Consider the following 13,516-nt stretch of genomic DNA (forward strand, 5'->3'; position numbering starts at 1 on the left):
GATCCGACGCGCGGACAGCCGGGGTTTCGACCCCCCACAGCCCGGTAGGCGGCTCGAGGAAGAAGGAGCTCGCCTTCGTGGCGTCCCACCGTCGTCCCAAGCAGCCGAGCCGCACCCGCGTGACCGTGCTCACCGCGACCGCCGCAGCCGCCGTCGCCCTGACCGCCCAGACCGCCCAGGCCGACCCGAAGCCGAGCAAGAGCGAGGTCAAGGAGAAGGTCGACAAGCTCTACGAAGAGGCGGAGAAGGCCACCGAGAAGTACAACGGGGCCAAGGAGCAGCAGGAGAAGCTCGACGAGCAGATCGACGCGCTGCAGGACAAGGTCGCCCGCGGGCAGGACGAGCTCAACACCCTCCGGGACAGCCTCGGTTCGGTGGCGAGCGCCCAGTACCGCACCGGAGGCATCGACCCCTCCGTGCAGCTCTTCCTCTCCGGCGACCCGGACACCTACCTCGACAAGGCCTCCGCGCTGGACCAGCTCGGCGCCAAGCAGACCGAGGCGATCCAGGAGATCCAGGCCAAGCAGCGCACCCTCGCGCAGCAGCGCCAGGAGGCCCAGAGCAAGCTCGGCGATCTGGCGGAGACCCGCAAGACCCTCGGCGACAAGAAGAAGGAAGTCCAGGGGAAGCTCGCGGAGGCGCAGCGGCTCCTCAACTCCCTGACCGCCGCTGAGCGCGCCGCGCTCGCCGCCGACGAGACCCGCGCCAACCGCGCGAGCGCCCGCGTGGACCTCGGCCCGGCCGTGCCCGCCTCGCAGCGCGCGTCCGCCGCCTTCGCCGCCGCGCAGTCGCAGATAGGCAAGCCGTACGTGTACGGGGCCTCCGGCCCCAACTCCTTCGACTGCTCCGGGCTGACCTCCTGGGCGTTCGCCCAGGCCGGTGTCTCCATCCCGCGCACGTCGCAGGCGCAGGCCAACGCCGGCACCCGGATCTACTCGCAGAGCCAGCTCAAGCAGGGCGATCTGGTCATCTTCTACGGCGACCTGCACCACGTCGGTTTCTACGCGGGCAACGGCCAGGTGCTGCACGCCCCGCGCAGCGGCGCCAACGTGCGCTACGAGTCGATCAACAACATGCCGTTCCAGTTCGGCGTGCGTATCTGACGGACGGTCGGACGGAGCGTTCGGCGGGACTTCACACCCGCCCGAACGGGGGAATTCCGTCCCTCCAGGCCGACCCGACGCCCCGCCGGTGACCTTGTGGTCTCCGGCGGGGCGTCACTTTGTATGCCTGGACGGGGCTTTGGCCACCTTGTGTTCACCCGGCTACTCTCTGCCGCGCATCGAACCCGGTTGCACGGAAGTCCCGTGCAACCGCTGCGGAAGTCCTGCGGAAGGGAGCGCGGCCCGTGGTTTCCCACCGCCGACCCTCACAGTCCGGCCTCACCCGGAGCGTCGCCCGTGGCACCGTCCTGTCCGCGGCTGCGGCCACCGCCGCCGCCCTCACGGCCGTACCGGCGGGAGCAGAACCGAGGGACACCGCCGAGGCCACCCGGGCCAGGATCGACCGGCTCCACCAGGAGGCGGAGCAGGCCACGGAGAAATTCAACAAGGCCGGTGAACACGTCGAACACCTCAACGAGCAGGTACGGCACGCGCAGGACAGGGTCGCCCGCAGCCAGGAGCGGATCAACCGGATGCGCGAAGCGCTCGGCTCCGTGGCGGGCGCCCAGTACCGGTCCGGCGGCATGGATCCCGCTCTCGCGTTGTTGCTGTCCAAGGACCCGGACAGCTACCTCGAGGCAGCGGCGACCCTCGACCGCATCAGTGAACGCCACACCAGCGCCCTCGCGGACCTCCGCCGCGAGCAGCGCGGCCTCGGCCAGGAGCGCGCCGAAGCCGCACAGGACCTCGCGGAGCTCGAACGCAGCCGCAGCGCCGTGGCACGCCACAAGCGGACCGTCGAACGCAAACTCGGCGAGGCCCGCCGGCTGCTGAACGCCCTGCCCGCCGAGGAACGGGAGGCGTACGACCGGGCCTCGCGCTCCAGCCGCGGTGAACTCCCCGACCTGTCCGGCCTCGTGGCAGGCTCACCGCATGCGGCCGCCGCGACGACGGCGGCCCGCAGCGTCGTCGGCCGCCCGTACGTGTGGGGCGCGAACGGGCCGTCCGGCTTCGACTGTTCCGGCCTCGTCCAGTGGTCGTACGCCCAGGCCGGTGTCGGCCTGCCCCGAACCTCCCAGGCACAGGCGCACGCCGGCCGGCGGGTGTCGCTGGCGGAGGCGCGGCCCGGCGACATCGTCACCTACCGCAGCGACGCGAGCCACGTGGGCATGTACGTGGGGAACGGGCAGGTGGTGCATGCGCCGTATCCGGGGGCGTCGGTGCGGTACGACCCGGTGGGGATGATGCCGGTGAACTCGGTGACGCGGGTGTAGCGCGGGCGGGGCTCCGGCCCCGCCGGGTTTCGCCGAGGGGGCCCGGGTCCTGGCGGGGGCCCTGGTGGTGGCCGGTTACGTACCATCGCAGGGTGATACGTCATGGGCGCCCGCGGCGCACGGTGGGGCTCGGGCTCGCCGTGCTGGTGGTCGCGTCCGCGTGCACCGCCGGGGACAGGCCCCTGGACCCGACCCTCGAGGAGATCCAGCAGACGCTGGACGCCCGCGCCGCCGCCGTGCTCGACCACGACCGCCCCGGCTATCTCGCCTCGCTCGAGCCCGGCGCGGCGTCGCTCCGGGCCGCTCAGGGCGCGGAGTTCGACAACCTCGCGGACGTGCCGCTGGCCTCCTGGGAGTACCGGATCAAGGGCCTGCGTCACAAAGGCTCTCAGGCCGTCGCGGACACCGAGCTGCGCTACCGCATCGCCGGTTACGACGCCGCCCCCGTCGTCGCCTCGCGCACGCTGGAGCTGACCGAGCGCGGCGGACGCTGGTACGTGACGGCCGACCGCCGCGGCGCAGGCGCCCTGCAGCAGCTGTGGCACCAGGGCGACGTGCGGGTCGTGCGGGGCAGCCGCAGCATCGTCCTCGGGGTCGGCCAGGACGAGAAGCGGCTGCGTGAACTCGCGACGGCCACCGACCGTGCCGTGCCGGCGGTGTCCAAGGCGTGGCCGGGCGAGTGGGCCGGCGCTCTGGTCGTGCTCGTACCGCCCTCCGTGGAGGCGATGGGCAGGCTGCTGGGCGCGCCGGCGGCCGGCTACAAGGGCATCGCGGCGGTCACCACCGGCGAGACGAACCCGAAGGACACCTCGCCCGCCGACCGGGTGGTCGTCAACCCGGAGGCGTACGGGCTGCTCGGCGACTTCGGGAAAGGGATCGTGCTCACCCACGAGGCCACCCATGTCGCGACCCGCGCCCACACCTCGCCGACGACCCCGATGTGGCTGTCGGAGGGCTTCGCGGACTGGGTCGCCTACCGCGGCACGGGCCGCACCGCCGGGGAGGCCGCGCCGGAACTGCAGGAGGCGGTCCGGGCGGGCGACGTGCCCGCCGTCCTGCCCGACGACCGCGACTTCACCTTCGGCGGGGACGCGGGCGCGACGGCCCGGGCCTACGAGGGCGGCAGGCTGGCCTGTGAGCTGATCGCCGAGCGGTGGGGCGAGAGGAAGCTCACCGCGTTCTACCGGTCCGTGGGCGAGGGCGAGCACCGGGACGGCGCGGTGGAGCGCGCGCTGAGCGAGGAGCTGGGCACGACGCCGGACGCGTTCACCGCGATGTGGCGGGGCTATCTGCTCGAGCGTCTGGGCCCGTAGCCCGCCCCCGGCCGGGCGCCGCCGTGACCGTCCGGCGCCACAGCCGCAGGCACGCGTCGAGCGTGGCGGCCACCAGCAGCCCGTTGCGCACCACGAGCAGCACGATGCCGAGCGGGTCGCTCGCCACCACGTGCGAGAACCACACCGGGAACTCCAGCAGCGTCACCCCCGTCGCCGCCAGCACCAGCGCGGCCGGCCGCACCATCACGGTCGCCCGGTGGACCAGGCACACGGCGGCGAGGCCGACCAGCCACACCATGTACTGGGGGCTGATCACCCGGCTCGTGGTGGTGAACAGCAGCACGGCCGCGAACGCCGCGTCGCACATCGTGGCGGCGTCGAACTCCTTGGCCCGGGCCCGCCACAACGCCAGCCAGCCGAGCGCCGCGAGCGACAGCGCGAGGGCCAGGCGGCTGACGAGCGGGACGTACGGACCGAGGAACTCGACGGACCCGTAGTTGAGCAGCACCTCGCCCTGCCAGCCGAAGTGACGTGCCACATGGAAGACGAGGGCCCCCAGCGACTCGATCTCGGTGCCGCGGTCGCGCTGGAAGGTGAGGAAGGCCAGTGCGCCGGGCATCGCCGCGGCCAGCACCAGGGCGGGCACGACCACCGTGACCGCCGCTGCGGCCCAGGAACGCCGGGTGACGCGCCCGCGCGGGGTGCCCAGGAGCACGAGCAGCGGCCACACCTTCAGCAGCGCGCCGAAACCCGCCAGCGCGCCCATCACGCCGGGCCGGCGGGCCGAGGCGAGGAGGGCGGCGACGGCGACGGCGGCCACCATGACGTCGTAGCGGGCGTAGACGGTGGGTCCGAGCAGCGGCACACCGGCGACCCAGGTCCAGGTGCCGCGCCGGCCGGTGCCGTGCCGCTCCGCGCGCAGGAGCAGCGCGAGGACCAGCAGGTCGCACAGCAGCGCGAGCGTGATGAAGGCGGAGGTGTAGCCGAGGCCGGGCAGCAGCCCCGGTGCGACGATCACGAGCGCGGCGCCGGGCGGGTACTGCCAGGTGACGTCGTCCAGTGGATACGTACCGGTGCGCAGCACCTCCTGCCAGCCCTGGTAGATCACCGAGACGTCGGTCGTGACGTCGGGGCCGGGACAGGTGAGGACGCCGAGGACCAGGAGCAGCAGCGCCGTCCTCGTCAGGACCCACACCGCGACGGGATGCCGGGCGCCGTTCGCCACCGCCATGGCCGTGTCGCCCCTTTCGTGCGGGAATGGGCGTTGCCATGATGCCGGGCCGGGCGGTTCCAAGGGCCGAGGCGGGGCCGTGCCGGGCCCCGGGCGGAGAGCGTTCGGTACTGTCGGCGGCGATGCACAAGACCTTGATCGTGACCAACGACTTCCCGCCCCGGCCCGGCGGCATCCAGGCGTTCCTGCACAACATGGCGCTACGGCTGGATCCCGGGCAGCTCGTCGTCTACGCCTCCACCTGGAAGCGCAGCCAGGAGGGCGTGGCGGCGACCGCGGCGTTCGACGCCGAGCAGCCCTTCACCGTCGTGCGGGACCGTACGACGATGCTGCTGCCGACACCCCGCGTCACCCGCACGGCGACCCGGCTGCTGCGCGAGCACGGCTGCGAGTCCGTGTGGTTCGGGGCGGCCGCCCCGCTCGGACTGATGGCGCCCGCGCTGCGCAAGGCCGGCGCCCGGCGACTGGTGGCCACCACGCACGGCCACGAGGCGGGATGGGCGCAGCTGCCGGCGTCCCGGCAACTGCTGCGCAGGATCGGCGAGGGCACGGACACGATCACCTATCTGGGTGAATACACGCGCTCGCGGATCGCTGCCGCGCTGACGCCGGCCGCCGCCGGCCGGATGGTCCAACTGCCGCCGGGCGTCGACGAGAAGACCTTCCATCCGGACTCCGGCGGCGACCTGGTCCGGCGCAGGCTCGGGCTGAGCGACCGGCCCGTGGTCGTGTGCGTCTCGCGGCTCGTGCCGCGCAAGGGGCAGGACACCCTGATCCGCGCCATGCCGGCGATCCTGTCGAAGGTGCCCGACGCGGTACTGCTGATAGTCGGCGGCGGACCGTACGAGAACGAGCTGCGGGGCCTCGCCGCGCAGACCGGCGTCGAGGGTTCCGTCCGGTTCACCGGAGCGGTGCCGTGGTCCGAGCTCCCGGCGCACTTCGGCGCGGGCGACGTCTTCGCCATGCCGTGCCGCACGCGCAGAGGCGGCCTGGACGTGGAGGGCCTCGGGATCGTGTACCTGGAGGCGTCCGCGACCGGACTCCCCGTCGTGGCGGGCGACTCGGGCGGCGCGCCCGACGCGGTGCTCGACGGCGAGACCGGCTGGGTGGTCCGCGGAGGTTCGGCGGAGGAGTCGGCCGACCGCATCGTCACGCTGCTCGAGGACGCGGAGCTGCGGAGGCGGATGGGGGAGCGGGGCCGGGCGTGGGTGGAGGAGAAGTGGCGCTGGGACCTGCTGGCGGAGCGCCTCAAGTCCCTCCTCTGAGCGACGTGTCCCCCAACCGGGGGCAGGCCCCGGGCCGGTAGCGGGCGCCGCGCGTGCCGGGGTGTCTCCCTCAGGGGTCGGCTTTCGCTCCGCGCATGAGGGCGTCAGCCGGCCGGCTCCGTGGGCGGGGGCAACGCCGGCCTCGCCGGGCGTACTTTCCCGAGGCCTGGCCAGGTGTCCCACCCGCGGCCGCCAGGCCGTAAGAGGGAGTACGAGGCGCGGAGTTCGGGGCGGGGCCCGACGGTACCGGCAGGTTCAAGACCCGTGGGGGCACGGGCCCGGGGGCCGGAGCCCCCGGGGTGGGGCGGCGGATCAGGCCTGGTAGATCGCTTCGATCTCGTCCGCGAAGTCCTTCGCCACCACATTCCGCTTCAGCTTCAGCGACGGCGTGATGTGCCCCGCCTCCTCGGTGAACTGCGACGGCAGAATGCGGAACTTCCGTACCGATTCGGCCTTGGACACCGCCGCGTTCCCGTCGTCCACCGCCTTCTGGATCTCGGCCTGCAGCTCCGCGTCCCCGCGCAGCGTCGCCGCCGTCGATCCGGCCGGCTTGCCGTTGTCCGCCGCCCAGCGGGCGAGGAACTCCTCGTCGATGGTGACGAGCGCGCCCACGAACGGGCGGCCGTCGCCGACCACCATGCACTCGGCGACGAGGGCGTGCCCGCGGATGCGGTCCTCGATCACGGCCGGCGCGACGTTCTTGCCGCCCGCGGTGACCAGTATCTCCTTCTTGCGGCCCGTGATGGCGAGGTAGCCGTCCTCGTCGAGGGTGCCGATGTCGCCCGTGTGGAACCAGCCGTCGGCCAGCGCCTCGGCCGTGGCCGCCTCGTTGTTCCAGTAGCCGGCGAAGATGTGCTCGCCGTGCAGCAGGACTTCGCCGTCGTCCGCGATCCGTACGACGGAGCCGGGCAGCGGCTGACCGACCGTGCCGATCTTCTGCCGGTCCCACGGGTTGAAGGCGGTCGCCGCGCAGGACTCGGTGAGACCGTAGCCCTCCAGGACGGTGAATCCGATGCCGCGGAAGAAGTGGCCGAGCCGTTCACCCAGCGGCGCACCGCCGGAGACTGCGTACTCGCCCCGGCCGCCCAGCACCGCGCGGAGCTTGCTGTAGACGAGCTTGTCGAAGACCTTGTGCTTGATTTTCAGGCCGAGCGGCGCTCCTGCGGGACTGCCGATGGCGCGGCTGTAGGCGATCGCCGTGTTCGCGGCCTTGTCGAAGATCTTGCCCTTGCCGTCCGCCTGGGCCTTCGCCCGCGCCGAGTTGTAGACCTTCTCGAAGACGCGCGGCACGCCGAGTATCAGCGTGGGCCGGAAGGAGGCCAGTTCCTCGGTGAGGTTCTTGATGTCCGGCACGCAGCCCAGCTTGATGGGCGCCATCACGGCCGCGAGCTCGACCATGCGGCCGAAGACGTGCGCGGCGGGCAGGAACAGCAGCACCGAACTGTCGCCGGTGCGGAACAGCGGCTTCAGGCGCTCGACCAGGTTTCCGCACTCCGCGAAGAACGCGCGGTGCGTCAGCACACAGCCCTTGGGGCGGCCGGTGGTTCCCGAGGTGTAGACGATCGTCGCCGGGTCGTCCGCCTTCGCGACCGCGCTGCGCGCGTCGACGACGGCGTCGGTGACGTCCGCGCCGGCCGCGGTCAGTTCGGCGATCGCGCCGTTCTCGATCTGCCAGACGTTGCGCAGTTCGGGCAGCGACCCGCGCACCGACTCCACGGCCGCGGCGTGGGCCCCGTCCTCGACGATCACGGCGGTTGCGCCCGAGTCACCGAGGATCCACTGCACCTGCTCCGCCGAACTGGTCTCGTACACCGGCACGGTGACCGCGCCCGCGCTCCAGATGGCGAAGTCGAGCTGGACCCACTCGTAGCGGGTGCGTGACATCAGGCCGACCCGGTCGCCCGGCTGGATACCGGCTGCGATCAGGCCCTTGGCGGCGGCCAGGACCTCCGCGAGGAACTGGGTGGCGGTGACGTCCGTCCATGTGCCGGCAACCTTGCGGCCCATGACTGCCACATCTGGATGCTGCGCGGCATTGCGTCGGATGAGATCCGTCAGGTTGCCGTCCGTGGGGACCTCGTACAGGGCCGGAAGGCTGAACTCGCGCAAGACTGCTGCTCCTCATCGGGCGCCGGTGCCACGGCTCTGTGTGACGCACCGGCTGCGGTCCAAGATCGGGCGGGTGCTCGGTGGGGGTGAGCACGACTGGACTGCCCGGACGTTACCCACGAGTACTCAGTTCCCGATAGGGGTTCCCGGCCAATGTTCCCTGCGTCACACGTCGCTGGCCGGACCTCGCGCAAAGTATTCCACTTCGCGGAGGCGCGGCGAGTAACCGCAGGTAAACCCCCTCTACCCAGCTGTCAGCAGCGCGTTCTAGGGTGCTCGTCATGCGAGGGATGCGAGTCAACGTGGTCAGCGACGTGCACGGCAATGCAAAGGATCTCGCCACGGCGGGCGACGGCGCAGACGCCCTCATCTGTCTCGGTGACCTGGTGCTCTTCCTGGACTACGCCGACCACTCGCGCGGCATCTTCCCCGACCTGTTCGGCGTCGAGAACGCCGACCTGATCGTGGAGTTGCGTACCGCCCGCCGATTCGAGGACGCCCGTGAACTCGGCCGCAGGCTCTGGGCAGAGCTCGCCGTCGACAAGGCGACCGCCATCGAGACGGCGGTACGGCGCCAGTACGCCGAAATGTTCGCCGCCTTCCCGACGCCGACGTACGCCACCTACGGCAATGTCGACATCCCGGCTCTCTGGCCCGAGTACGCCCGACCCGGTACGACCGTCCTCGACGGCGAGCGCGTCGAGATCGGCGGCCGCGTCTTCGGTTTCGTCGGCGGCGGACTGCGCACCCCGATGCGCACGCCCTACGAGATCTCCGACGAGGAGTACGCCGCCAAGGTCGAAGCGATCGGCGAGGTCGACGTGCTGTGCTCGCACATCCCGCCCGACGTGCCCGAGCTGACCTACGACACCGTGGCCCGCCGCTTCGAGCGCGGCAGCCGCGCGCTGCTGGACGCCGTCCGGCGCACCCGGCCCCGGTACGCGCTGTTCGGCCACGTCCACCAGCCGCTCGCCCGCCGGATGCGGGTCGGCGCGACGGAGTGTGTGAACGTCGGCCACTTCGCCGCAGCCGGGCGGCCCTGGTCGCTGTCCTGGTGACGCGGGGCCCGCACGGACCGGCGGGCGGGGCGCGATAGCCTGCACCCCACACACTTGCCCGGTCCGTACCGCACTGTGAGGAGCCGCAGCGATGGCGGAACACACCAGCTCGAGCATCACGATCGATGCGGCGCCGGCAGAGGTCATGAGGGTCATCTCCGACTTCGCCCGCTACCCGGAGTGGACCGGCGAGGTGAAGGAGGCGGAGGTCCTCGCCACCGGCGCCGACGGCAGGGCCGAACAGGTCCGTCTCGTGCTGGACGCGGGCGCGATCAAGGACGACCACACGCTCGCGTACACCTGGCACGGCGCCGACGAGGTCAGCTGGACCCTCGTCAAGTCGCAGATGCTGCGTGCCATCGACGGCTCGTACCGGCTCGCGCCGGCCGGCGGCGGCGACCGCACCGAGGTGACCTACCAGCTCACCGTCGACGTCAAGATCCCGATGCTCGGCATGATCAAGCGCAAGGCCGAGAAGGTCATCATCGACCGTGCGCTCGCCGGTCTGAAGAAGCGCGTCGAGAGCGGCGCCGGCGCCTGATGCGCAGGGTCCTCGTCACCGGCCTCGGCGGCGCGGGCCGCACCACCGTCGCCGCCGCCACCGCGCTGTCGTGCGCCCGCGGCGGCAGGCGCACCCTCTTTCTCTCCGCCGACCCCGGTGAGGTGCTCGGCGGCCCGGTCACCGCGCCCCTCGGCGCACCGGAGGGGATCGGCGGCAACCTGTGGGCCGCCCGCGTCGACGCCGGCGCGGACTTCCGCGCCGAGTTCCTCGACCTCCAGGAGCGCGCTTCCGCGGCGCTCGACCTGCTGGGCGCTGCCCGGCTGGAGGACGAGGAGCTGACCTCGCTGCCCGGCAGCGACCAGTTCGCGCTGCTGCGCGCGCTGGTGCTCACGGCAGGCGGCGACTGGGACGTGGTCGTCGTCGACATGCCGCCGCTGCCGGAGACGATCGCACTGCTCGCCCTGCCCGGGGAACTGCGCCGCTATCTGCGCCGGCTGCTGCCGCAGGAACGCCAGGCCGCCCGCGCGCTGCGTCCCATGCTCGCCCAGCTCGCCGGCGTCCCCATGCCCGCGCAGTGGCTGTACGAGACCACCGGCCGCTGGGACACCGAGCTGGCCGGCGTGCAGTCCGTGATCGAGTCCCGTGGCACGACGCTGCGTGTCGTCGCCGAACCGGGCCCCCGGTCCGCCGCCGCCCTGCGCTCCGCCCGGACCGGGCTGGCGCTGCACGGGCTGCGCGTCGACGCGCTCGTGGCCAACCGGAACCTGCCCCAGGACCCGGCGGACCCCTGGCTCGCGGGCCTGCTCGCCCAGCAGGAGAAGTGCCTGCACGAGTGGTACGGCTCCTGGGCGCCGGCCACGCCCCTGTGCCGGGTACCGCACCTCGGGCGCGACCCCCAGGGCCTCGACGACCTGGCGCTGCTCAACGCGGAGCACGGCCCCGTCGGCGACGGGCCGCGCGGAGGCCTTGCCGCCGCAGCCGGCCCCGCAGCGGACGGCGACGAACTCCGCGCGGACCCGCCCGGCAAGCAGTACGCCGAGGGCGACCTCTTCGTGTGGGAACTGGAGCTGCCCGGCGCCGTCAAGGAAGAGCTCTCCCTGGTCCGCCGAGGGGATGAACTCCTGATCGACGCGGGGGCCTTCCGCAGGATCCTGCCGCTGCCGTCCGCGCTCCGCCGCTGCACCGTCGCCGGGGCAGGACTCACGGACGGCGTGCTGAAGGTCCGCTTCACGCCGGACCCGGCACTGTGGCCGCGAACCCACTGAACGGTGTACCGCCGTTCGGGTAACGTCGTGTGCACAACCCCTTGAAACCACCGAAAAGGCCCCAGGAGCACGTCATGAGCGAAGCGACAGAGCGCCCCGACGCCGACGCCTGGGCCACCGCCTGCGAAGAGGACCTCCAGCAGGAGCAGGCCCGCCGTCGCGCGCAGTACGGCCCACCGCCGGCTTCGGCCGCCGAGGAGTTCCGCAAGCTCTTCGACGTCGTCGCGGACAAGCTCTCCTCGTTCCAGTCCTCGCTGCCGGGCATGGCCGCACAGAGCGCCGTGCAGCAGTTCGTGAACCAGGCCAAGTCCGCCGTCGAGCCCGTCATCGAACGAAACCCGCAGGTCTTCGACCATCTCGCGGCCGCCGGCGACGAACTGCTCGCCGCCTACCGGTCCGCCGTGGAAGGCCACGAGCGCCGCTGGACCCAGCGTCCGTCCGGCACGGGGGACCTCAAGGACGCCGACGACCCGCGCGACGAAGGCCCCGGACCGAGCGAGCACATCGACCTGGACTGACCAGGCGATGCCCGGCCTCGGGTACGGTTGGCCATAGCGGGGCTCGACCGAATACTGAGGGACACATGGGACTCACCATCGGCGTCGACATCGGCGGCACGAAGATCGCGGCGGGAGTGGTCGACGAAGAGGGCGCCATTCTCGAGACGCACACCGTGCCCACCCCGTCGACTCCCGAAGGCATCGTCGACGCGATCTGCTCTGCCGTCGCGGGAGCCGGCCAGGGGCACGACATCGAGGCCGTCGGCATCGGCGCCGCCGGATACGTCGACGACAAGCGCGCCACGGTCCTCTTCGCGCCGAACATCGACTGGCGCCACGAGCCGCTCAAGGACAAGGTCGAACAGCGCGTCGGCCTGCCCGTCGTGGTCGAGAACGACGCCAACGCCGCCGCCTGGGGCGAGTACCGCTTCGGTGCCGGTCAGGGCCATGAGGACGTCATCTGCATCACCATCGGCACCGGCCTCGGCGGCGGCATCATCATCGGCAACAAGCTGCGCCGCGGACGCTTCGGCGTGGCCGCCGAGTTCGGCCACATTCGGGTCGTCCCCGACGGGCTGCTCTGCGGCTGCGGCAGCCAGGGCTGCTGGGAGCAGTACGCCTCCGGCCGCGCCCTCGTCCGCTACGCCAAGCAGCGTGCCCACGCCACGCCGGAGAACGCGACGGTGCTCCTCGGCCTCGGCGACGGCACCACCGAAGGCATCCAGGGCAAGCACATCAGCGAGGCCGCCCGCCAGGGCTGCCCGGTCGCCGTCGACTCCTTCCGGGAGCTGGCGCGCTGGGCCGGCGCCGGCCTCGCCGACCTTGCCTCGCTGTTCGACCCGTCGGCGTTCATCGTGGGCGGCGGCGTGTCCGACGAGGGTGACCTCGTGCTCGACCCGATCCGCAAGTCCTTCCGCCGCTGGCTGATCGGCGGCAGCTGGCGCCCCCACGCCCAGGTTCTCGCCGCGCAACTGGGTGGCAAGGCAGGTCTGGTGGGCGCGGCGGACCTGGCACGCCAGGGCTGACACACCGTACGCCGGGTGCCCGCCGCGTCCTTTGAGGATCGCGGCGGGCACCGACGTATCTTGCTCCCATGCCGATCACCGCACTGCCCAAGTCCCGCACCGAGCCGGACGGTTCAGCCGTGATCCGGGTCCTGAGCTACAACATCCGCTCCCTGCGCGACGACGAGGAAGCACTGGCGAGAGTGATCCGCGCGTGCAGGCCCGATCTGGTGTTCGTGCAGGAGGCGCCGCGCTTCTTCCGGTGGCGCAAACACGCGGCACGGCTGGCCGCAGAGACCGACCTGGTGATGCTCTCCGGCGGCGCGACGGCGGCGGGACCGCTGCTGCTGTGCTCGCTGCGGGCCACGGTCGAACGGACCGAGGACGTGCTGCTTCCCCTCACGCCCGGCCTGCACCGTCGAGGCTTCGCCACGGCGGTCGTACGGTTCGGCGGCGCCCGGGTCGGGGTCGTCAGCTGCCATCTGAGCCTGCAGACGGACGAGCGCCACGCACAGGCGGGGATGCTGCTCGACCGGGTGGAGGCGATGGGCGTTCCGCACGCGATCGTCGCGGGCGACATCAACGAACGGCCGTCCGGGCGCAGCTTCCGCCGCCTGGCGGCGGAGCTCCAGGACTGCTGGGCGGTCAGCCCGTGGGGAGCGGAGCACACGTCGACGGCGCTGGATCCGCACCAGCGGATCGACGCGGTCTTCGCGACGAAGGGGGTGGAGGTGCTGGGGTGCGGTGTGCCGCGGGGGCTGACGGGCGTCAGCGAGGGGGACCTCCGCGCGGCGACGGACCACCTGCCGGTGCTGGCGGCGCTGCGGCTGCCGGCGACGTAGGGGCGCTGCGCGGGGTTCTTTCCCCCACCCCGCCCCTTCCCGAACCGGGGCTCCGCCCCGGCCCCGGTACCGCACTCCGTGCGGTGTCC

The 13,516-nt window shown here is 72.4% G+C and carries 12 protein-coding genes; 10 read left to right on the plus strand and 2 right to left on the minus strand.

Annotated features, from left to right (window positions below):
• The first annotated feature begins 77 nt into the window (after positions 1–77).
• The 3 genes from ABZ070_RS18100 (at position 78) to ABZ070_RS18110 (ending at position 3,690) form a co-directional block, all read left to right on the plus strand.
• Complete coding sequence (locus ABZ070_RS18100) at positions 78–1,103, plus strand: NlpC/P60 family protein (RefSeq protein WP_356634900.1); 1,026 nt, start codon at positions 78–80, stop codon at positions 1,101–1,103.
• Between the two features lie 245 nt (positions 1,104–1,348).
• Positions 1,349–2,377, plus strand: coding sequence for an NlpC/P60 family protein (locus ABZ070_RS18105; RefSeq protein ID WP_356634902.1), 1,029 nt, complete (start codon positions 1,349–1,351; stop codon positions 2,375–2,377).
• A 92-nt stretch (positions 2,378–2,469) separates the two neighbouring features.
• A complete protein-coding gene (locus ABZ070_RS18110) occupies positions 2,470–3,690 on the plus strand; it encodes a hypothetical protein (protein ID WP_356634904.1) in 1,221 nt (406 codons plus the stop codon).
• On the opposite strand, the gene ABZ070_RS18115 is transcribed toward ABZ070_RS18110, so the two are convergent.
• Complete coding sequence (locus ABZ070_RS18115) at positions 3,644–4,882, minus strand: glycosyltransferase 87 family protein (protein WP_356634906.1); 1,239 nt, start codon at positions 4,880–4,882, stop codon at positions 3,644–3,646. The two genes, ABZ070_RS18110 and ABZ070_RS18115, sit on opposite strands and share 47 nt — an antisense overlap.
• A 122-nt stretch (positions 4,883–5,004) precedes the next feature.
• Here ABZ070_RS18115 and ABZ070_RS18120 point away from each other — a divergent pair, with 122 nt between their 5' ends.
• On the plus strand, positions 5,005–6,147 hold the full coding sequence (locus ABZ070_RS18120) for a glycosyltransferase family 4 protein (protein ID WP_356634908.1): 1,143 nt from the start codon (positions 5,005–5,007) through the stop codon (positions 6,145–6,147).
• A 312-nt stretch (positions 6,148–6,459) separates the two neighbouring features.
• On the opposite strand, the gene ABZ070_RS18125 is transcribed toward ABZ070_RS18120, so the two are convergent.
• Positions 6,460–8,256: an AMP-dependent synthetase/ligase gene (locus ABZ070_RS18125; protein WP_356634910.1), complete on the minus strand. Its 1,797-nt coding sequence runs from the start codon at positions 8,254–8,256 to the stop codon at positions 6,460–6,462.
• Positions 8,257–8,558: 302 nt separating this feature from the next.
• On the opposite strand from ABZ070_RS18125, the gene ABZ070_RS18130 reads away from it, so the two are divergent.
• From ABZ070_RS18130 to ABZ070_RS18155, 6 genes are all read left to right on the plus strand, one after another.
• Positions 8,559–9,314, plus strand: coding sequence for a metallophosphoesterase (locus ABZ070_RS18130; RefSeq protein ID WP_356634922.1), 756 nt, complete (start codon positions 8,559–8,561; stop codon positions 9,312–9,314).
• A 91-nt stretch (positions 9,315–9,405) separates the two neighbouring features.
• Positions 9,406–9,855: an SRPBCC family protein gene (locus ABZ070_RS18135; RefSeq protein ID WP_356634912.1), complete on the plus strand. Its 450-nt coding sequence runs from the start codon at positions 9,406–9,408 to the stop codon at positions 9,853–9,855.
• Positions 9,855–11,081 (plus strand): ArsA-related P-loop ATPase, encoded by a 1,227-nt coding sequence (locus ABZ070_RS18140; RefSeq protein WP_356634914.1) that lies wholly within the window; start codon positions 9,855–9,857, stop codon positions 11,079–11,081. The genes ABZ070_RS18135 and ABZ070_RS18140 overlap by 1 nt, the downstream gene beginning before the upstream one ends.
• A 74-nt stretch (positions 11,082–11,155) precedes the next feature.
• Positions 11,156–11,599: a DUF5304 domain-containing protein gene (locus ABZ070_RS18145; RefSeq protein WP_356634916.1), complete on the plus strand. Its 444-nt coding sequence runs from the start codon at positions 11,156–11,158 to the stop codon at positions 11,597–11,599.
• Between the two features lie 65 nt (positions 11,600–11,664).
• Positions 11,665–12,606: an ROK family glucokinase gene (locus ABZ070_RS18150; protein WP_356634918.1), complete on the plus strand. Its 942-nt coding sequence runs from the start codon at positions 11,665–11,667 to the stop codon at positions 12,604–12,606.
• A gap of 68 nt (positions 12,607–12,674) precedes the next feature.
• Positions 12,675–13,427: an endonuclease/exonuclease/phosphatase family protein gene (locus ABZ070_RS18155; RefSeq protein WP_356634920.1), complete on the plus strand. Its 753-nt coding sequence runs from the start codon at positions 12,675–12,677 to the stop codon at positions 13,425–13,427.
• The last annotated feature ends 89 nt before the right edge of the window (positions 13,428–13,516 follow it).

The sequence above is a fragment of the Streptomyces sp. NPDC006283 genome (genome assembly GCF_040613325.1).
GTDB lineage: Bacteria > Actinomycetota > Actinomycetes > Streptomycetales > Streptomycetaceae > Streptomyces.

Coding starts and splice junctions, on each gene's coding strand:
- ABZ070_RS18135 (WP_356634912.1), top strand. CDS start 9,406: ATGGCGGAACACACCAGCTCGAGCATCACGATCGATGCGGCGCCGGCA.
- ABZ070_RS18115 (WP_356634906.1), bottom strand. CDS start 4,882: ATGGCGGTGGCGAACGGCGCCCGGCATCCCGTCGCGGTGTGGGTCCTG.
- ABZ070_RS18150 (WP_356634918.1), top strand. CDS start 11,665: ATGGGACTCACCATCGGCGTCGACATCGGCGGCACGAAGATCGCGGCG.
- ABZ070_RS18120 (WP_356634908.1), top strand. CDS start 5,005: ATGCACAAGACCTTGATCGTGACCAACGACTTCCCGCCCCGGCCCGGC.
- ABZ070_RS18145 (WP_356634916.1), top strand. CDS start 11,156: ATGAGCGAAGCGACAGAGCGCCCCGACGCCGACGCCTGGGCCACCGCC.
- ABZ070_RS18155 (WP_356634920.1), top strand. CDS start 12,675: ATGCCGATCACCGCACTGCCCAAGTCCCGCACCGAGCCGGACGGTTCA.
- ABZ070_RS18140 (WP_356634914.1), top strand. CDS start 9,855: ATGCGCAGGGTCCTCGTCACCGGCCTCGGCGGCGCGGGCCGCACCACC.